This window comes from Ramlibacter sp., from assembly GCF_013697775.1.
Taxonomy (GTDB): domain Bacteria; phylum Pseudomonadota; class Gammaproteobacteria; order Burkholderiales; family Burkholderiaceae_C; genus Ramlibacter.
In genome coordinates this window covers 1-18,230 of record NZ_JACCWG010000080.1, presented here as the reverse complement: position 1 = coordinate 18,230, position 18,230 = coordinate 1, and the positions used below count along the sequence as shown (strand labels likewise).

At 68.3% G+C, this 18,230-nt stretch carries 20 protein-coding genes; 7 read left to right on the top strand and 13 right to left on the bottom strand.

Features of this window, described 5'->3' with window-relative positions; translation table 11 throughout:
- Both H0U68_RS04285 and H0U68_RS04280 read right to left on the bottom strand, forming a co-directional pair.
- A partial coding sequence (locus H0U68_RS04285) for a DUF4347 domain-containing protein (protein WP_296353012.1) occupies positions 1-2,377 on the bottom strand: 2,377 nt, incomplete at its 3' end.
- Positions 2,374-3,213 carry a sulfotransferase gene (locus tag H0U68_RS04280; RefSeq protein WP_296353010.1) on the bottom strand — a complete coding sequence of 280 codons (840 nt, stop codon included), beginning with the start codon at positions 3,211-3,213 and terminating at the stop codon, positions 2,374-2,376. The genes H0U68_RS04280 and H0U68_RS04285, both read right to left, overlap by 4 nt.
- A gap of 264 nt (positions 3,214-3,477) precedes the next feature.
- On the opposite strand from H0U68_RS04280, the gene H0U68_RS04275 reads away from it, so the two are divergent.
- On the top strand, positions 3,478-4,110 hold the full coding sequence (locus H0U68_RS04275) for a tail fiber protein (protein WP_296353008.1): 633 nt from the start codon (positions 3,478-3,480) through the stop codon (positions 4,108-4,110).
- On the opposite strand, the gene H0U68_RS04270 is transcribed toward H0U68_RS04275, so the two are convergent.
- Positions 4,107-5,675, bottom strand: a complete 1,569-nt coding sequence (locus H0U68_RS04270; protein WP_296353006.1) for an aspartyl/asparaginyl beta-hydroxylase domain-containing protein — start codon at positions 5,673-5,675, stop codon at positions 4,107-4,109. The two genes, H0U68_RS04275 and H0U68_RS04270, sit on opposite strands and share 4 nt — an antisense overlap.
- A complete protein-coding gene (locus H0U68_RS04265; RefSeq protein WP_296353004.1) occupies positions 5,672-6,163 on the bottom strand; it encodes a GNAT family N-acetyltransferase in 492 nt (163 codons plus the stop codon). The genes H0U68_RS04270 and H0U68_RS04265 overlap by 4 nt, the downstream gene beginning before the upstream one ends.
- A 55-nt stretch (positions 6,164-6,218) precedes the next feature.
- Between H0U68_RS04265 and H0U68_RS04260 the strand changes: the two genes are divergently transcribed.
- Positions 6,219-6,530 (top strand): hypothetical protein, encoded by a 312-nt coding sequence (locus H0U68_RS04260; RefSeq protein WP_296353002.1) that lies wholly within the window; start codon positions 6,219-6,221, stop codon positions 6,528-6,530.
- A gap of 27 nt (positions 6,531-6,557) precedes the next feature.
- Here H0U68_RS04260 and H0U68_RS04255 read toward each other — a convergent pair whose 3' ends face one another.
- A complete protein-coding gene (locus H0U68_RS04255) occupies positions 6,558-7,424 on the bottom strand; it encodes a tripartite tricarboxylate transporter substrate binding protein (protein ID WP_296353001.1) in 867 nt (288 codons plus the stop codon).
- A 200-nt stretch (positions 7,425-7,624) separates the two neighbouring features.
- On the opposite strand from H0U68_RS04255, the gene H0U68_RS04250 reads away from it, so the two are divergent.
- Positions 7,625-7,948, top strand: coding sequence for a thioredoxin family protein (locus tag H0U68_RS04250; protein WP_296352999.1), 324 nt, complete (start codon positions 7,625-7,627; stop codon positions 7,946-7,948).
- A 9-nt stretch (positions 7,949-7,957) separates the two neighbouring features.
- Here H0U68_RS04250 and H0U68_RS04245 read toward each other — a convergent pair whose 3' ends face one another.
- Genes H0U68_RS04245 through H0U68_RS04220 form a run of 6 tightly spaced genes read right to left on the bottom strand, consistent with a single transcriptional unit; the run spans position 7,958 to position 12,668 of the window.
- Positions 7,958-8,902, bottom strand: a complete 945-nt coding sequence (locus tag H0U68_RS04245) for a tripartite tricarboxylate transporter substrate binding protein (protein WP_296352997.1) — start codon at positions 8,900-8,902, stop codon at positions 7,958-7,960.
- Between the two features lie 10 nt (positions 8,903-8,912).
- A complete protein-coding gene (locus tag H0U68_RS04240; protein WP_296352994.1) occupies positions 8,913-10,424 on the bottom strand; it encodes a class I adenylate-forming enzyme family protein in 1,512 nt (503 codons plus the stop codon).
- A 3-nt stretch (positions 10,425-10,427) separates the two neighbouring features.
- Positions 10,428-11,429 carry an NAD(P)H-dependent glycerol-3-phosphate dehydrogenase gene (locus H0U68_RS04235; protein ID WP_296352992.1) on the bottom strand — a complete coding sequence of 334 codons (1,002 nt, stop codon included), beginning with the start codon at positions 11,427-11,429 and terminating at the stop codon, positions 10,428-10,430.
- Between the two features lie 25 nt (positions 11,430-11,454).
- The gene (secB, locus tag H0U68_RS04230; RefSeq protein WP_296352990.1) at positions 11,455-11,922 is read right to left on the bottom strand and encodes a protein-export chaperone SecB; all 468 of its coding nucleotides are present in this window, start codon (positions 11,920-11,922) and stop codon (positions 11,455-11,457) included.
- Positions 11,923-11,976: 54 nt separating this feature from the next.
- A complete protein-coding gene (gene grxC, locus H0U68_RS04225) occupies positions 11,977-12,243 on the bottom strand; it encodes a glutaredoxin 3 (RefSeq protein ID WP_296352988.1) in 267 nt (88 codons plus the stop codon).
- Positions 12,244-12,257: 14 nt separating this feature from the next.
- Positions 12,258-12,668 (bottom strand): rhodanese-like domain-containing protein, encoded by a 411-nt coding sequence (locus tag H0U68_RS04220; RefSeq protein ID WP_296352985.1) that lies wholly within the window; start codon positions 12,666-12,668, stop codon positions 12,258-12,260.
- A 53-nt stretch (positions 12,669-12,721) separates the two neighbouring features.
- Here H0U68_RS04220 and gpmA point away from each other — a divergent pair, with 53 nt between their 5' ends.
- The 4 genes from gpmA (at position 12,722) to moeB (ending at position 16,274) form a co-directional block, all read left to right on the top strand.
- Positions 12,722-13,465 carry a 2,3-diphosphoglycerate-dependent phosphoglycerate mutase gene (gene gpmA, locus H0U68_RS04215; protein ID WP_296352984.1) on the top strand — a complete coding sequence of 248 codons (744 nt, stop codon included), beginning with the start codon at positions 12,722-12,724 and terminating at the stop codon, positions 13,463-13,465.
- A 103-nt stretch (positions 13,466-13,568) separates the two neighbouring features.
- Positions 13,569-13,706, top strand: a complete 138-nt coding sequence (locus tag H0U68_RS04210; RefSeq protein ID WP_296352983.1) for a hypothetical protein — start codon at positions 13,569-13,571, stop codon at positions 13,704-13,706.
- A 202-nt stretch (positions 13,707-13,908) separates the two neighbouring features.
- Positions 13,909-15,345 (top strand): S41 family peptidase, encoded by a 1,437-nt coding sequence (locus H0U68_RS04205; RefSeq protein WP_296352981.1) that lies wholly within the window; start codon positions 13,909-13,911, stop codon positions 15,343-15,345.
- A gap of 173 nt (positions 15,346-15,518) precedes the next feature.
- Positions 15,519-16,274 (top strand): molybdopterin-synthase adenylyltransferase MoeB, encoded by a 756-nt coding sequence (gene moeB / locus H0U68_RS04200; protein ID WP_296352979.1) that lies wholly within the window; start codon positions 15,519-15,521, stop codon positions 16,272-16,274.
- A 15-nt stretch (positions 16,275-16,289) separates the two neighbouring features.
- Here the strand turns inward: moeB and H0U68_RS04195 are convergent, their stop codons facing one another.
- Entirely contained in the window at positions 16,290-17,258 is a 969-nt protein-coding gene (locus H0U68_RS04195; RefSeq protein WP_296352977.1) for a tripartite tricarboxylate transporter substrate binding protein, read from the bottom strand.
- Between the two features lie 27 nt (positions 17,259-17,285).
- Positions 17,286-18,230: Ldh family oxidoreductase (locus tag H0U68_RS04190; RefSeq protein ID WP_296352975.1), on the bottom strand; the 945-nt coding region annotated here is incomplete at its 5' end.

Here is an 18,230-nt window from a genome sequence, read left to right as displayed (position 1 = left end):
CGGTCTCCAGCGTCAGCTGCGGCGTGCCGGTCACGTTCACCGCCTCGCTGAAGTTGACCTGGACCGAGATCACGTCGCCCACCTTGTAGGCGCCGTTGGCCGTGCTGGACGTGACGCCCGACACCGTCGGCACCGCGGTGTCGATGACGATGGCTTTGTTGGCGCCCAGCGAGTTCGCCGCGCCGGGCGCGGCCAGCGTCAGCGTGGCGTTGTTGCCGGCCACGTCCGCGATGGTGCCGCCGTTGAGCGCCAGCGCCGCGGTGCTGATGTAGTCGAGGTCGGCCGTGGTGTCGCCCGCCTGCACCGTGTAGGTGAAGGTCAGCGAATTGGTGCCGGTGCCGCTGGCGTAGTTCACCACCCGGTCGGTCGTGCCGGTTTCAAGTGTCAGCTGCGGCGTGCCAGTGACGGCCACCGCTTCGCTGAAGTTCACCTGCACCGAAATCACGTCGCCTACCTTGTAGGCGCCGTTGGTGGTGCTCGACGTCACGCCCGACACTGTAGGAACCGCGGTGTCGACGACGATGTTCTTGTTGGCGCCCAGCGAGTTCGCCGCGCCGGGGCTGGCCAGCGTCAGCGTGGCGTTGTTGCCTGCCGCGTCCTTGATCGTGCCGGCGTTCAGCGCCAGCGCCGCGGTGCTGATGTAGTCCAGGTCGGCCGTGGTGTCGCCTGCCTGCACCGTGTAGGTGAAGGTCAGCGAATTGGTGCCCGTGCCGCTGGCGTAGTTCACCACCCGGTCGGTGGTGCCGGTTTCCAGCGTCAGCTGCGGCGTGCCTGTGACGGTCACCGCCTCGCTGAAGTTCACCTGCACGGAGATCACGTCGCCGGCCTTGTACGCGCCGTTGCTGGTGCTGGAGCTCACGCCCGTGACCGTCGGCACGATGCCGTCAATGACGAGGGCCTTGTTCGCGCCTAGCGAATTCGCCGCGGCGGGCGCGGGCAGCGTCAGCACGCCGGCGTTGCCGGCCAGGTCCTTGATGGTGCCGCCGTTGAGCGCCAAGGCGGTGGTGCTGATGTAGTCCAGGTCGGCGGTGGTGTCACCCGCCTGCACCGTGTAGTTGAAGGTCAGCGTGCTGGTGCCGCTGCCGCTGCTGTAGCCGACCACCCGGTCGGTGGCGCCGGTCTCCAGCGTGATCTGCGGCGTGCCGGTGACGTTGACCGCTTCACTGAAGTTCACCTTGACGGCGATCACGTCGCCGACCTTGTAGGTGCCGTCGGTGGTGCTGGAGGTGATGCCGGAGATGGTGGGCGGGGTGGTGTCGGGAGACTGGACGGTCGTGAAGACCAGGTCGTCCAAGTACAGCCACTTGATCAGGTTGCCGTTGGTGCTCGCCGTCAACTTCAGCGTGGCGATGTTGGTGAAGCCCGAGAAGTTAATGGTGGTCGGCGTTACCCCAGCCCCCACGCTCAGATTCTGTGTCGCGACCAGTCCGCCGCCGCTGTCATAGCCCTTGAATACCAGCGTCTGCGCCGGTATGTACGCGGCGGTATTGACGACCAGCATCGAACTGGGCGTGAAAATCTTGCCGCCCGCAAAGGAGAAGGTGACAAGGTTTTCCGTGCCGTTGTCGGCCACGTAAACGCGGTTGGCGTATGCGTAAGCCCCATCGAGCGCGCCGTCGACCTTCAACGCGTAGGCGGCGTCGCCGCTGACCTTGTACGTGACGTCCTGGGCAGCGGTGCTGTAGCCGCCGACGCTCGTGAAGTTGTTGCCCGCGCCAGTGCCGAACGCGGCCGTGACGCCGCTGAGCGCGAGGACATGCCCGTAGAGTTCTGCCAGCGACGCGTCCACCGCGGGCTGCACCTCCACATCGCCACTGCGGATTTCGAGTTCCCAGTCGCCGCCCAGGCTGGCCGCGCCCGTGGTGTCGCTGGATGCCGCCACATCGGCGCCGGTTGCAGCAGCCACGGCCTGCACGAAGGACGGCCCCGCGCCCGCGCCTACATCGCAGCCGTACAGAAGGATGTCCGCATCCGCGGACAAGTGGCTGCCGATGGCCTGCAGGTCCGCCTGCCGCGCCGCCACCGCATCGGTGTCCAACCGGGTCGCACCCAGGTCGATCCAGCCCTCGCCACCGTGCGTCACCAGATGCAATGCGGAGATGCCTTCGCGGCCCTCCAGCACGGAGGAAATCAACCTCAGGCCGTCCTGGGCGGTGTCGAGCAGGTAGACCTCCTTGCCTGCGGCCTGCATGCTCTGCATCAGCAGCGCGGCATCGGCGACGTTGCTCTCGATGAAGACCAGTTCCGGGCCAAGCAGCGCGGACATCGGGACAAGGGAGACATCCAGCGCGGCATCCTGCTGCTGCGCGTCGGGATCCTGAAGGTTGGCCGGACCGCCGGAGATGACGAAGGACGAGGAGGAGCTGATGGTGGTCATTGGGATTGCTTCTTCACAGGCTGTGCGGTCACCACGTAAGCGGCGCTCCCCGCGGGGTCATTCCAGAACGAAAGCTGCGCGTATTTCTCGAACAGGTCGGGCGGAATCACGGGCTTGCGCGCCTGCAACTCCACCTTGGGCCGCACCTTGTGCAGGCCGGGCGTGCCCAGCGGCACGTCGAAATCGGGGGCGTCGTATTCCACGTTGTCGAAATCGTGCTCGAAACGCGGCTCGCCGATGAAGTCGTAGACCAGCGGGATGACCTTGTGCGGCGCCTGCGCCAGCAGCTCGTAATCCAGCACCAGCATGGAGGAGGCGTGTTCGCCGTAGAACGCCTCGCGCAATCCCGACCAGGCGAAACCCACCAGCTGGTCGTGCTGCGCCAGGCCTTCCAGCCGGCTGTAGACGGTGCTGCGCGCCATGTTGCCGCCGAACAGGCGCGTGTGCTCATAGGGATCGGCGCGGTACAAGCGTTCGATGCTGTCCATCACCCAGGCCACGTTGCGCACGCAGGCGATGACCTTGGCGCCGGGGTAGAGGTCCAGCAGCGTGCCGATGCGGGCGCTCCAGACGCGGTTGGTGTCGAACACCACGCCGTCGGACGGCACGTCACCGTAGTAGGAATCGAAGATGCCCTTGAGCAGGCGCTGACGCATCGGCTTGTCCACCATGGCTCCGAATTCGCTTCCGGCGCTGACCTGGGTGAGGACACCGTGCGTCAAGGCGCCGACCGGGCTGGTCATGCCGGCGCGAAAGCGCGGGTTCTGCCGCAGGATTGCCGCGAGCAATGTGCTTCCCGCTCTCGGCAGCCCTGAGATGAAATGGTATCCAGGCATCCGCGTGCGCCCCCCTTTAAGAGCCGAGAGCATACAGCGCGGTCGAGAGAGTAACCAGCCGTGCGTAGGGCAGCGGCAACGCCTTGTGCATCAACACGGCCTCACCTGGGAAATCAGCGCAATCTCATCGAATTGACACAAGATGTTTCATATTTTCTTGCGACGTAATTTACAGAAATTGATGCAGTAGATCGCGATTGACGAGCATTGGAGTGCGGCATAGCATCGCGGGCTCAATCAACACCTCATCAGAGGGGGGCACCCATGGAAGTCTTTATCGGCACGATCCTGCCTGTCGGATTCAACTACGCACCGCGCGGCTGGGCGTTCTGCAACGGGCAGCTGATGTCCATCGCGCAGAACTCCGCCCTGTTCGCTTTGCTGGGCACTACCTACGGCGGCAACGGCCAGACCACCTTCGGCCTGCCCGACCTGCGCGGCCGCGTGATCGTGGGCTCGCAAGCCGGCCAACAAGGCCCTGGCCTGCAGCCGGTGCAGCCGGGCGAGATGGCGGGCACCAACAACGTGACGGTGCTGGGCAACGGCCAGACCTCGTTCACGCTGTCGCAGAACAATCTGCCGGCGCACACGCACACGGCGACCTCGGCGCTGCAGGCGAGCACCAATGTCACGGGCTCGCTCAATACCGCGGCAGAGGGCTCGATGCTGTCCAGCACGCCCACCGGCGCCCCGGGCGCGCAGATGTATCTTCCGACCGGCACCGCACCCACCGCCCCGGTGAACCTCGGCGGCCTCACCACCACCATCGGCAACACCGGCAGCGGTGCGGCCGTGGTCGCTCCCGTCACCACGCAAGCCACGGTGTCGATCATGCAGCCGTACACCGGCATCAACTACGTGATCGCCCTCGAAGGCATCTTCCCCTCGCGCAACTAAGCGCGCGCAAGGCGCCGCGCTTCGAGCTCGCGATAGCTGCGCAGCGCGGCCCACTCCTCGTTCGACGACGCGGCGCCCCCCTTTTCGGTGGGCGCCGCGTCGCTTTCGAAGCGGCGTGTCGGATGCTTCGCATCGAACTGCGCGCGCGCCCGCGCGGCCGCCAGCTCCTCGTCGCTGCCATCGATGCCCCACCGCGGCATCAGCGCGTCGAACAGCGCCTGCGGCAGCTGCGTGTAATTCACCAGCTCCAGTCCCAGGCCTGCATCGGCGGCGTCCAGTCCCGCCCCGTACACCGCATCCAGCACCCGCGTCGCATAGGTGTCCAGGTCGCCCGGCGGCAGGTCCGCCACCTGTGGCCGCAGCAACGAGGTATCAAGCAGCCCCGGCACCATCTGCCGCCCGCGCTGCCGCATGTGCGAAGCCAGCACCTCGCGCGGATCTCGGTACAGGAACACGAACGGCGTGTCAGGGAACGCCTCGCGCAGGAAGCCGACCCACGGCGCGTGCCAGCTGTCCATCTTGACGACGCAGTGCCGCTCGCGCCCGCTGCGCCTTTGCGCCAGAGCGGCGACCAGCTTGCGCAAGGTGTCGGTGCCGCCGCTGCGCTGCGGATACCGATGATGGAACCGCAGGAAGGCGTCCAGCACCGGCGGCTCCGACAGCACCACGCACTGCGGCAGCGTCGCCACGCACTGCGTCAGCAGGGTCGAGCCGCAGCGCGACACGTGGAAGACAAAGGCGCTGGGCGCCACGCTGTCGCCGAATGCGTCCAGCGCGGCCTGCGGCGTGTGGCAGACCCTCCGCTCCCCCGACGGCTGGCCGGCCAGGCTGTCGTGGAAGAACGCCGCGGTCAGCGGCCGCTCGCCCAGGAAGCGCCAGCCAATGGCCGGCGCGCTGCCCGCGCCCGGGCCGAAGGTGACCGGAAACCAGCCGCGCAGGTCTCCCTCGTAGGGCACCAGCCGCCCGCGCAGCAGCGCCAGTTCGTCGGCCGACAAGGGCTCGCGCTTCTCCCCTCCGGCGGCAACGAACATCGCTTCCAGCCAGGGATTGGTGACGCAGTCCAGCATCAGGTGCACACGCGCCGCGGCACTGCGGTTCTCCACGCCGTGCAGGCAGCTGGCGTTGAGATACCACGCATGGCCGGCGGCGAAATGCACCACCTCGCCCTCGATGCGGAAGATGGTGTCCGGCGTGGTCGCGATCGGCACGTGCACGCGGGTGACGCCCTGCTCCAGCGCCGTGCCCGGATCGCGGTGCTCGCGGATCAGCGCCCCCGGCTCCAGCGACATCAGGCGCACCGAGGTCTTCTCGCACTGGAAGCTGTCGATCACCTCGCGCAGGTAGGGGCAGCGCTCCAGCCATGCGGTGTCGGCATAGCGCGCGCCCTCGATCGGCAGGATATTGTCGGCGCGGCCGTCCACCGAGCGCAGCGGAACGCAGCGCCAGCCGCCCTCGTAGTCGCCGGTGTTGAAGTGGCCGATCCAGGCTTCCGTGCCGATGGCATCCAGCTCCTGCCGCATGCGCGGCACGTCGAAGGCCAGTGGCAGCTTCAGGTAGCCCGTCATGCCGTGCCGCCGGCGCGCCAGGCCATGTGCTCCAGCAGCATGTCTTCGGAGGCCACGGTGAATCCCAGCGCCAGGTAGAGAGAGCGCGCGGCCGTGTTGGCCTTGTTGACGGTCAGGCCCATCGGCAGCCCGCGCGCCGCGGCTTCCTGCTGCAGGTGCGCCACCACCGCGCGCGCCGCGCCGGTACGGCGGGCACGCGGGACGACGGCGATGTCCAGCAACCGCAGTTCGTGCGCGCCCACGTCGATGATCGCCTGGCCCACAGCTTCGCCGCTGCGCTCGACCAGCAGCCGTTGCGCCGCGGGATAGGCTTGCCGCAGGCCGGCGTCCTGCACGCTCTGCTGCATGCGGATCAGCTGCTCCAGGAAAGCCGGGTCTGCGGCAATCTGCCGCAGGTCGTCGCGGCTCGCCAAAAACAGTTCGTCCAGGAATGCGGCGTCCGCCGGTTGCGGCTCACGCCAACGCAGCGGCGGCGCCAACGGATTCATGCGTTCGGTCCCCCTCGATTTGCCGCTAGTATGCGGCCTCCGAGGAGGAGCCTTGATGGCATTGACGATCCAACAGCTTGCCCCGCAGGTGGGCAGTTCCTTCACCGCGCTGACCCAGGGCGGCCCCGTGCCGCTTGAACTGATCGACGCGGAGGAACGCCGGCGCGGCGGGCTGCCGCCGCGTTTCGCCACGCCGCTGTCGCTGCTGCTGCGCGGGCCCGACGACAAGCCGCTGGTGCAGGCCAGCTACCAGCTGGAACACCCGGTGCTGGGCCAGCAGCTGTGGCTGCTGGTGCCGGTGGCCCGCCCCGAGAGCGCCCAGCAGGGCAGCTTCTACGAAATCATCCTGAGCCAGCTGAACGACTGAGGGCCGCGGCAACCGGCGCCATCGCGTTCACTTCGCGCGCAGGTTCAGGTTTAGTTTCTGGATGATGGCGCCGTACTGCGCGTAGGTGCGCGCGAACACCTCGCCGTACTGCTGGGGGCTGCCGCCCACCGGATACTGCCCGCCCTCGCCCAGCACGGCCAGCACGTCCGGCTCCTGCAGCACGCGGTTGATGTCGCGATTGAGCTGTCGGATGCGCGCTGTCGGCGTGCCCGCAGGCGCCAGCACGCCAGAGTGCCCTTCCAGCAGGAAACCGGGCCAGCGGTCGGTCAGCACAGGCACGCCGGACAGGCCGGCGCCGGAGGTCTGCGCGAGCACCCGCAGGCGCCCGGAGGCGACGAGCTTGGCGGCCGAGGCGCTGTTGACGAACAGCAGGTCTGCATGCCCGCCCAGCACGGCGTTCACGGTCGGCGCCACGCCCTGGAACGGGATGGTGGTGGCCTTTCCGTCCAGCCGCACGCGCAGTTGTTCGCAGGCCATGGCGGTGACGCCCGGATAGGCCGCGCAGTTCAGGCCGCCGTCCTTGCTGCGGGCCAGCTCCGCCAACTGCGCCAGGTTGCCCGCCGGGCTGTTCGCATGGACCGCCAGCACGTAGTGCTCCCGCGTGACCTGCGCCACCGGCGCCAGGTCGGCCAGCGGCGAGAAACCCACTTTCTGTAGCAACGGCAGGAAGGCCAGGCTGGTGCCCGAGTACAGCAGCGTGTAGCCGTCCGCCGGCGAACGAACCACGGTTTCGGCGCCGATCTGCGTGTTGGCGCCGGGCCGGTTGTCCACCACATAGGGCTCGCCGGATACGGCAGACAGGCGCTGCGCCAGCAGGCGGGCCGTGGTGTCCAGATTGCCGCCCGGCGGCGCCGGCACCACCAGGCGGACCATGCGGGCCTCCTGTGCCCACGCGCTCTCCGAACCGAAGAATGCCAGCGCGGCCAGGCATCCCAGCCAGCAGCGGCAAAGGAAACCCTGCCATGTCCATCTCATCGGGGGGATTATCGCCAGGCCGAGCCGACTGGCCCGGACGGACCGGCGTGGCGCGCGCCTACGCGCCCAGGCCTCGCCGCGTGGCGACAATAGGAAGCATGAACACCCCCTACGCAGAGGTGGAGCCGACACGCGCGGAAGTCGACGCGCTGCGGCAGCCCGCATTGCTCGAATTCGGCACGCCATGGTGCGGCTGGTGCCGCGCCGCCCAGCCGCTGATCGCCGCCGGCCTGGCGGAGCATCCGCAAGTGCGGCACCTGAAGGTCGAAGATGGTCCCGGCCGGCCGCTCGGACGCTCGTTCGGCGTCAAGCTGTGGCCGACCCTGGTCTTTCTCGAGGACGGCAAGGAAGTCGCGCGCCTGGTACGGCCCGACGGGGCCGCGGCCGTGCAGCAGGCGATGGAGCAGATCGACGCGGCCTGAGCCGCAGGCTCAGCGTGCCGCCAGGCCCAGCTTGTCGATCACGGCACCATAGCGCCTGGACAGATCGGCCAGCAGCCGGCCGTAGTCTTCCGGGGTGCCGGCTTTCAAGGGATCGTGGCCGACCAACCGCAGGCGCTCCTGCGTCTCCGGCTCACCGAGGATCCGCGCAAGCTGTTCGTTCAGCTGGCGAACCCGCGCATCGGGCGTGCCCACCGGCACCGACACGCCCTGGATGCTTTCCATCGCGAAATCCGGCCAGACCGCGGTGATGGTCGGCACGCCGGGCAGCGTGTGCGTGTCCGACGTGGCGACGATGTCCGCCAGCCGGCCCTGCACCACGCGGGCCGCGCTCTCCATCGGGACGAAGACCACGTCCACGTGCCCGCCGGCCAGCGCGCCCAGCGCGGGCGCCACGCCGGGATAGGGAATCACGTTGACGTTCGGGTACTTGTGGCGCAGCTGCTCGCAGCCCAGCAGCATCACGCCCGGCGGCGCGGCGCAGTTCAGCCCGCCCTGCCGCGCCGCGGCCACGCGCCCGAGCTCGCGCACCGACGGCAGCTTGAGCGCGGACGACACGACCAGCGAATACGGTTCGCGGCTGATGGCGATCACCGGCCGCAGGTCCAGCAGATTGCGCGCCGCGCCTTTTTGCAGCAGCGGGTTGATCGCCAGGCTGAGCCCCGCGTACAGCAGCGTGCGGCCGTCGGGCGCGGCGCGCGCCACGTACTCGTTGCCGATCTGGGTGTTGGCGCCGGGCTTGTTCTCCACCACGTGCGGCTCGCCGGTCAGCGCCGTCATGCGCTGCGCCAGGATGCGCGCGGTGGCGTCGAGGCTGCCGCCCGCGGGCGCCGGCACCACGATGCGCACCGCGTCGGACTGGGCGCCGGCCGGGCCCGCCAGCGCGGCGGCCAGCAGGACGGCGAGGCCGGCTCTGCGAAGGACTGCGCGGATCATCGGGCGGCGCTCAATGCAGGGTCGGCGGCTGTTGCTGCCCGCCCTGTGCGGCCGCAGCCTCGATCAGCTTTTGCCGCACCGCGGCGCGCATCACCTTGCCGGAGCTGTTGCGCGGGATCACATCGGCCTTGACGACGAAGCGCGGCTGGAAGCTCGGGTTGACGGCCGCGCAGCGCGCCAGCAGCGCGTCTTGGTCGAAGCCGTTGGGGGCCACGACCACGGCGGCGAGCATGGTCTGGCCCAGCTCGGCCGGAATATCCACCAGCACGCAGTCGAGGATGGCGGCGTCCTGCATGAGGATCTTCTCTAGCCGCTCCGGATCGATCTTGTTGCCCATGATGTTGATGACGTCGTTGGTGCGGCCGGCCAGCACCAGGTAGCCATGCGCCGTCACCGCACCCATGTCGTTGGAATAGAACCAGCCGTCTCGGAACGCCGCGGCCTGTTCAGCGTCGACGCCCACGTAGCCGGTCGCCATGGTCGGCGAGCGAAAGCGCAGCCTGCCTTCCCGCCCCGGCGGCAGCGGCTGCCCCTGCTCGTCCACCGCTTGGATCTCGGCCCAGGGCACCAGCCTGCCGGCGCTCTCCGGATGCCGGTCCTGCGTCTGGGGGTCGGCGATGGCCGCACCGGAGGTCTCGGTGGCGCCGTAATTCACGTACATGTTCGCGCAGACGCGCTGGCGCAGCGTATCGCGCAGCTGCGGCGACAGTTTGCCGCCGCCTACGTTCAGGCGCTTGAGTCCCGCTGGCGGCTGGCTGTAAGGCGAGTCCGGCTTCTGGCATTCCACCGCAATGCCCATCGCCAGCGCCGGCGTCGTCGCCATCAGGGTGATCGGCGTGTTGTACAGCAGCTGCAGGGCTTCTTGCGGCTGCTCCTGCATCATCAGCGTGACGCAGGCGCCGACATGCAGGCAGCGCATCCAGTAATGGGTGGAAAAGCCCAGGTTGGCGTGCATCCCGAGCAGCAGGCGGTCCGAGGGATCGACCGGGAACAGGCCACGCGTCAGGTGCGTGTTCAGCAGGGTCGAGCGGTGCCCCAGAGCGACGCCCTTGGGCAGGCCGGTGGTTCCGGAGGACAGCACGATGCGCCAGACCGCGTCGGGCGCGACCTCGGAGATCTGCACCTGCGGCTTCTCGGGCGCGGTCTCCAGCAGCCAGTCGAAGCGGAACTGCCCTTTGAGCGAAGGGGCGGCGATCACCTTGTCCTGCGCCTCCGAGTGGACGATGTAGTTCACCCCAAGCCGCTCAACCAGGGCGGCGTACTGCTGAACGCCGCCCTCCAGCGCGACCGACACCGCGCCGATATGGGCCAGCGCCAGCGCCAGCGCCACGTTGCCGCCGCTCGCGCCGGTGGACACCGCCACGCGGTCGCCGGGCTGCACGCCCAGCGCCTGCAGCCGCGCGGCCAGCCTGCGCACGTACACCAGCAGCTGGCCGTACAGGACGGTCGCGTCGCCGATGACCAAAGCGGGGCGGCCGGGGTCGGCCAGGGCTTGGCGCACGAAGGGTTCAACGATGTTCACTGTTCACACTTCCTCTTTTGCTTCGCGCCGCATCAGCGCGGCAACGATCTCGCGCGGACGGCCGCGGCCGTCCAGCAGTTCCACCACGCTGCGCGCGATGGGCATGTCCACTCCCAGGCGGCCCGCGCGCTGCACGATGGCCCGCGCGCAATGCACACCCTCGGCCACGTGGCCGAGCGATTCGACCGCGTCCGCCAGGCTGCGGCCCTCGGCCAGCAGCAGCCCCACGCGCCGGTTGCGGCTCAGGTCGCCGGTGGCCGTCAGCACCAGGTCGCCCAGGCCCGACAGGCCGGTGAACGTTTCCGCCCGCGCGCCCAGCGCCACGCCCAGCCGCGTCATCTCCGCCAGCCCGCGCGTGATGAGCGCCGCGCGGGCATTCATGCCCAGGCCGAGCCCGTCGCACAGGCCGGTGGCGATGGCCAGCACGTTCTTCACCGCGCCGCCGACCTCCACGCCGGCCAGGTCGTCGTTGGCGTAGATACGCATGCTGCTGCCGTGGAAGGCAGCCACAAGCAATTCACGTACCGCCGTCGAGCGGCTGGCCGCGACCAGCGCCGTCGGCAGCCCCTGCGCGACCTCCTGCGCGAAGCTCGGCCCGCTCAGCGCGCCGCTGTCCAGCCGCGGCGCCGCCTGCGCCTGGATCTCGTGGCCGAGCCATCCACTGTCGTGGCCGCCGGACTCCTCCATTCCCTTGCACAGCCATGCCACCGGACGCCCGCAACCGGCCAGGCACTCCAGCATGGGGCGCAGGCCTGCCAGCGGCGTCGCGATCACCAGCAGGTCGTGCATCGCGGCCAGCGCGGGCAATTCTCCGCCCGCGCCGGAGCACACCGACAACGCCGGCGGCAGCGCGACGCCCGGCAGGTAGCGGCGGTTTTCGCGCGCCGCATTCATCGCCCTGGCCTGCCCCGCGTCGCGCGCCCACAGGCGCACCGCGTGGCGATCCGCCGCGCTCACGGCCAGCGCCGTGCCCCAGGCGCCGGCCCCCAGCATCAGGATGTTCATGGCCGCACCGACCGCCCCTGCCGGGTCAGGCCGTGGTGATGATGCGCGACGGCTCGTTGGCCGCCTGGGCCTGGCCCTGCTGCTGCTCGTACATGGACTGGAAATTGATCTCGGCCAGGTGCACCGGCGGGAAGCCCGCGCGGGTCACGATGTCGGCCACGTTGGCACGCAGGTACGGGTAGACGATCTGCGGGCAGGCGATGCCCAGGATCGGCTCCATCTGGTCCTGCGGCAGGTTGCGGATCTCGAAGATGCCGGCCTGCTTGACCTCGACCAGGAACACGGTGCGGTCCTTGATCTTGGTGGTGACGGTGGCGGTGATGGACACCTCGTAGATGCCGTCGACCGGCTGCTGGGCTTCCACGCCCAGCTGGATGTCCACGGCGGGCTGCTCCTGCTCGAGCAGGATGGCCGGGGAATTGGGCTGCTCCAACGACGCTTCCTTGAGGTAGACGCGCTGGATCTGGAATACGGGGTCGGTGCTGTCGGCCATGGATGACTTTCTGGAAAGCCTGCGATTATCTCAGGCCGACGCGGCGCGGCTGTCTCAGCCGGGCGTGCCCTCGAGCAGCGGCCGCAGGCCGCCCCGGCTGTCCAGCGCCATCAGGTCGTCGCAGCCGCCGACGTGGACGTCGCCGATGAAGATCTGCGGCACGGTGCGCCGGCCGGTGATGCTCATCATCTCGGCGCGCTGCTGCGGGTCCGTGTCGATGCGGATCTCCTCGATCGCTTCGACACCCCTGGCCTTGAGGATCTGCTTGGCCTGGACGCAGTAGGGGCAAAAGCCCGTGGTGTACATCTTGACGGTTTGCATGCGTGGAAACTTCCCTAGCTTTTCTCCACGGGAAGGTTAGCTTCTTTCCACGCCTTGAGCCCGCCGGCGAGCGCATGGACCTGCGCGTAACCCAGTTTCTGCGCGATGTTCACGGCCCGCTGCGCGCGCGTGCCGGTTCCACAGACCAGGATCACCGGCAGGGCCTTGTTCTTCACCACCTCGGGCAGCCGCTGCGCGAGCTGGTCCAGCGGCACGTGGCGCGCGCCGCCGACATGGCCCGCCGCGTATTCGGCGGTGTCGCACACGTCCACCACCACGCCCTTTTCGCGGTTGATGAGGTTCACCGCGGCGGCCGGCGAGAGGCTGCCCGCGCGCATGCCGCGCCCGGCGGCCGGAAGCACCAGCATCGCGCCGGAGCTGAGCGCCACCAGGATCAGCAGCCAGTTGTCCATCAAAAACTTCATCGGGGTCTTTCTCGTGAGGGCCTGGGCAAAGCCTGCGATTCTAAAATGACCGGATGCACAAACTCGTTCTCATCCGCCACGGCGAATCGACCTGGAACCTGGAAAACCGCTTCACCGGCTGGACCGACGTTGACTTGACGCCCACGGGCATCGAACAGGCCACGCAATCGGGCCGCCTGCTCAAGGCCGAAGGCTGGGACTTCGACCTCTGCTACACCAGCATGCTCAAGCGCGCCACCCGCACGCTGTGGCACGTGCTGGACGAGATGGACCGCACCTGGCTGCCGGTGGTGCATTCGTGGCGCCTGAACGAGCGCCACTACGGCGCGCTGCAAGGCTTGAACAAGGCCGAAACTGCCAAGCAGTACGGCGATGACCAGGTGCTGGTCTGGCGCCGCAGCTACGATACGCCGCCGCCCACGCTGCAGCGGACCGATCCGCGCTGGGAAGGCGCCGACCGCCGCTACGCCGCGCTGCAGCCCGGGCAGGTACCGCTCACCGAATGCCTGAAGGACACGGTGGAGCGGGTGCTGCCGTTCTGGAACGAGTCCATCGCGCCGGCCATCCGCTCGGGCCGGCGCGTGGTGGTGTCCGCGCACGGCAACTCCATCCGCGCGCTGGTGAAGTACCTGGACGGCATCTCCGACGACGCCATCGTGGGCCTGAACATCCCCAACGGCATTCCGCTGGTGTACGAGCTGGACGCCGCGCTCAAGCCGCTGCGCCACTACTACCTGGGCGATGCCGAGGCCGCCGCACGCGCCGCCGCGGCCGTCGCCAGCCAGGGCAAAGCCTAGGCCCGCCGGGGGCTGACGGCGGACGGCTCCTTAGGAAATTCCCCTAAGCGGCCATCGCCAAATGCCTAGGCCGGCATGCGTGCCGGTACCTACAGTTGCGTGCATGGAGACAGGAACCATGCGCCATCCGACAACAGCCGCCGCCCGCGCTCTGAAGCAGTTCTCGCAGACCTTCTGGTTCGGCCTGCTGTGGATGGCGGCACTGCTGGCCCTGGCCACTGCGGCGGTGCATGCCGGCTGACCGCCTGCCTGGGCACGGCTCCTTCTCTCCAACAAGTCTCTCCTTGTGGGTTTTCCCGGGGTTTGCCTGAAGCAAAGTTCAGGTAAACCCCGGGACTTTTACACGTCACCCAGCCCGGCTGCGGAACCCTGGCCCGGCTCTTGCCTCATAAAGTATTCCCGGGTGTATATTGAAAAGTCGCGAGAGGACTTGGACCTTTGACATGAGCCACAAACTGAAGATTGCCGGCTGGATTTCCGTAGGCGCCCTGGCCGGCGCGCTGACCACGGTCTCGCTGCAGACCGTTGCGCGTGGCTCCCTCGCCCCGCTACCGCTGGAGGAACTGCAGCAGCTCGCCGCCGTCTTCAGCATGGTGAAGACCGATTACGTCGAGCCGATCGACGAGCACAAGCTGATCTCCGATGCCATCGCCGGCATGGTGGCCAGCCTCGACCCGCACTCGCAGTACTTCGACAAGAAGTCGTTCAAGGAATTCCGCGAAGGCACCTCCGGGCGCTTCGTCGGCGTCGGCATCGAGATCTCGCAGGAAGACGGCCTGGTCAAGGTGGTGTCTCCCATCGAGGGCTCGCCCGCCTACCGCGCCGGCCTGAAGCCGGGCGACCTGATCACCAAGATCGATGACACCGCCGTCAAGGGACTGAGCCTGTCGGATGCCGTCAAACGCATGCGCGGCGAGCCCAGCACCAAGGTGATGCTCACCATCTACCGCAAGGACGAGAACCGGACCTTCCCGGTGACCATCACGCGCGAAGAGATCAAGACCCAGTCCGTCAAGGGCAAGGTCATGGAGCCCGGCTACGCCTGGATCCGCCTGTCGCAGTTCCAGGAACGCACGGTCGACGACTTCGCCGCCAAGATGGCCGAGATCTACAAGCAGGAACCGAACCTCAAGGGCCTGGTGCTCGACCTGCGCAACGACCCGGGCGGCCTGCTGGACGCGGCCGTCGCGGTGTCCGCCGCCTTCCTGCCGGAAAACGTGACCGTGGTGTCCACCAACGGCCAGTTGCCGGAGAGCAAGTTCGCCTACAAGGCCGCGCCGGAGTTCTACCAGCGCCGTGCCGGCGCCGACCCGCTGCGCCGCCTGCCCGCCTCCCTGAAGTCGGTGCCGCTGGTGGTGCTGGTCAACGAAGGGTCGGCCTCGGCCAGCGAGATCGTGGCCGGCGCCCTGCAGGACCACCGCCGTGCCACCGTCCTGGGCAGCCAGACCTTCGGCAAGGGCTCGGTGCAGACGGTGCGCCCGCTCGGCCCCGACACCGGCCTGAAGCTCACCACGGCGCGCTACTACACGCCAAACGGCCGTTCCATCCAGGCCAAGGGCATCGTGCCCGATGTGATGGTGGACGAGTCGGAAGAAGGCAACGTGTTCTCCGTGCTGCGCACCCGCGAAGCCGACCTGGAGAAGCACCTGTCTTCCGGGCAGGGCGAGGCCAAGGACCCCGCGCGCGAGAAGGCGCGTGAAGAGGCTCGCAATAAAGCCGAACAAGAAGCCAAGAAGGGCCCGACCGACCGCAAGATTCCCGAGTTCGGCACCGACAAGGACTTCCAGCTGGTGCAGGCGCTGAACCAGCTGAAGGGCCGCCCGGTTCTCGTCAGCAAGACCCAGGTTGTCGAGAACAAGAACGAGAAGAAGGACAACTAAGGAGATTCACTTTGAAATCGCTGCGCGATTTCAAAGTGCTCTGATCAGTGCGGTCAGGACCGGCGAAGCCGGTTCCTGACCGCAAGGGAGACTGCGCTGCACGTTGTTGCGCGCAGTCTGTCCAAGAGGCCGGCCGGTTCGCACCTGCCGGCTTTTCTTTTATGCTGCCCCCTGTGAACGACGACCAACTGCTTCGCTACTCGCGCCACATCCTGCTCGACGAGATCGGCATCGAGGGCCAGGAGCGGCTGCTCGCTTCGCATGCGCTGGTGATCGGTGCCGGCGGGCTGGGTTCGCCGGTGGCGCTGTACCTGGGCACCGCCGGCGTCGGGCGCATCACGCTGGTGGACCACGACGCGGTGGACCTCACCAACCTGCAGCGGCAGGTCGCGCACACCCTGGCACGCGTGGGGCGGCCCAAGGCCGAATCGGCACGCGAGGCCGTCGCCGCCATCAATCCCGACGTGCGGGTGCGCGCGCTGGTGCTGCGTGCAGACGCCCAGGCGCTGGACACGCTGGTGCGCGAGGCCGACGTGGTGCTCGATTGCAGCGACAACTTCGCCACACGCCAGGCCGTCAACCGCGCCTGCGTGGCGCATGCCAAGCCGCTGGTGGCGGGCGCGGCGATCCGCTTCGACGGGCAGATCGGCGTGTACGACACACGCCACGCGAATGCGCCCTGCTATGCCTGTGTGTTTCCGCCGGCCGACGATTTCGAGGAGGTGCTGTGCGCCACCATGGGCGTGTTCGCGCCGCTGGTGGGCATCATCGGCACCATGCAGGCGGCGGAAGCGCTGAAGCTGCTGGCGGGCATCGGCACCTCGCTGGCCGGGCGCCTGCAGATGCTGGATGCGCGCACGATGGAATGGACCGAGCTGCGCGTGCCGCGCAACCCGGCCTGCCCGGTGTGCGCGGCACGGGACGCCTGAAGCGCCCCACGCCCTTCAGGTGGCGGTGATCTTCGCCGTCTTGATGATGCGGCTCCAGCGGTCGACCTCGGACTTCAGGAAGCGGGCGAACTCGTCGGAGCCCTTGGGGCTGATGCGGAAGCCCTGCTGGTTGGCTTTTTCCTCGATGTCGCGGCTGAACATGATCTTGATGACCTCGCGCGAGTACTTCTCGACGATCGCGTCCGGCGTCTTGCCGGGCAGCATCGCGGCCGTCCAGTTCTCGACGAACAGGCCGTTCATGCCGGACTCGAAGGCGGTCGGCACGTCCGGCACCATCGGGTTGCGGCCCAGGCTGCAGATCGCCAGCGCGCGCAGCTTGCCCGACTTCACGTGCGCGATGGACTCGGGGAAGTTGGAGAAGATGATGTCCAGCTGCCCGCCGATCAGGTCGACCATCGACGGCGCGCCGCCGCGGTAGGGAACGTGCGTCATCTTGGTCTTGTTCAAGTCGTTGAACAAGGCCATGGTCAGGTGCGGCGGCGTGCCGTTGCCGCTCGAGCCGGCATTGAGCTGGCGCGATTTCGACACCGCGAGCAGGTCCTTGAAATCCTTGATCGGGCTGTTGGCCGGCACCACGATCAGCATGGGCGAGCTGGCCAGCAGCGCCAGCGGCCGCAGGTCGCGCATCAGGTTGTAGGAGGCCTGCGGGAACAAGGCCACGTTGGCCGCATGCGTGAGCGTGATGGCCAGCATGGTGTAGCCGTCGGCCGGCGCCTTGGCCACGGCGTCCGCGCCGAGCTGCCCGTTGGCGCCCGCGCGGTTGTCCACCGTCACCGGCACCTTCCACGATTCGGACAGCTTTTGCCCCACCATGCGCGCCATCATGTCGGTGAGTCCGCCCGGCGGGAACGGAACGACGTACTTGATGTTGGCACCCGCGCGCGGAAACTCCTGCGCGAACGACATCCCAGGCAAACCTGCCATTGCGGCGGTTCCCGCCAGCACCAGATCACGACGCTTCATTCCTGCATTTCTCCCGTTGTTGATGAGTCAGCAGGGCAATGTAGTCAACTGGGCGATTAACGCATCAGGGATATCCAGTCCTTCGGCACGCGACTTGTTTTCCAGCTGTAACCGGCGCTCTCCCGGCAGCCGCACACCTTCGTCCATCAAGAGTTCCTGCAGCAGCGCTTCGGTACGATCGAAGTACACATCGCTGCCGCCCAGCGCGCCGGGATCGATGACGATGAAGGCCTGCCCCAGCCTTGGAACATTGCCCGCGTCGACGAAGAAAGAAGACGCTTCGTGGCCGAACTGCCCGCCGGTGAGCGCCACCACCAGCAGTTCCACCATCATCGCCAGCAGCGCGCCCTTCGGGCTCGTGAGCCCGCCCATGGCGAGCATGGAGCCGGCCATGCCGGCGGCCGGATCCGTTGTCGGCTGGCCTTGCGCATCGAGCGCCCAGCCGAGCGGAATCTCCTTGCCCTGCTTGGCCGCGACCATGAGCTTGCCGCGCGCCACTTCGCTGAGCGACATGTCGATCAGCAGCGGCGGCTGGCCGCGGCGCGGAAAGATGGCGGCCACCGGGTTGGTGCCGAACACCGGATGGCGCCCACCTGCGGTGGCCATTGCCGCGGGCGAATTGGAAAAGCCCAACCCCACCAGACCGGCTTCGGCCGCGGGGCGCAGATGGTCCACCACCACGCCGCAGTGGTGGCTGTTGGCCACGCCCGCGAAGCAGACGCCCTGCGCGCGCGCGGTGTCGATGGCCTGCGCCACCGCCAGCTCGCAGGCGGGGAACGCGAGGCCGCAGCCCGCGTCGACCAGCAGCGCCGCGCCCTTGCTGCGCGCCACGCGGGCAACGGCCGTGCCGTCGGCGCGGCCGTTGCGCAGGTGCGTCGCATACTGCGCAACGCGCGTCAGGCCATGCGATGCCAGGCCCTGCGCCTCCGCCAGCACCAGCGCGTTCGCGGTGCTCGCGGCCATGGCCTCGCC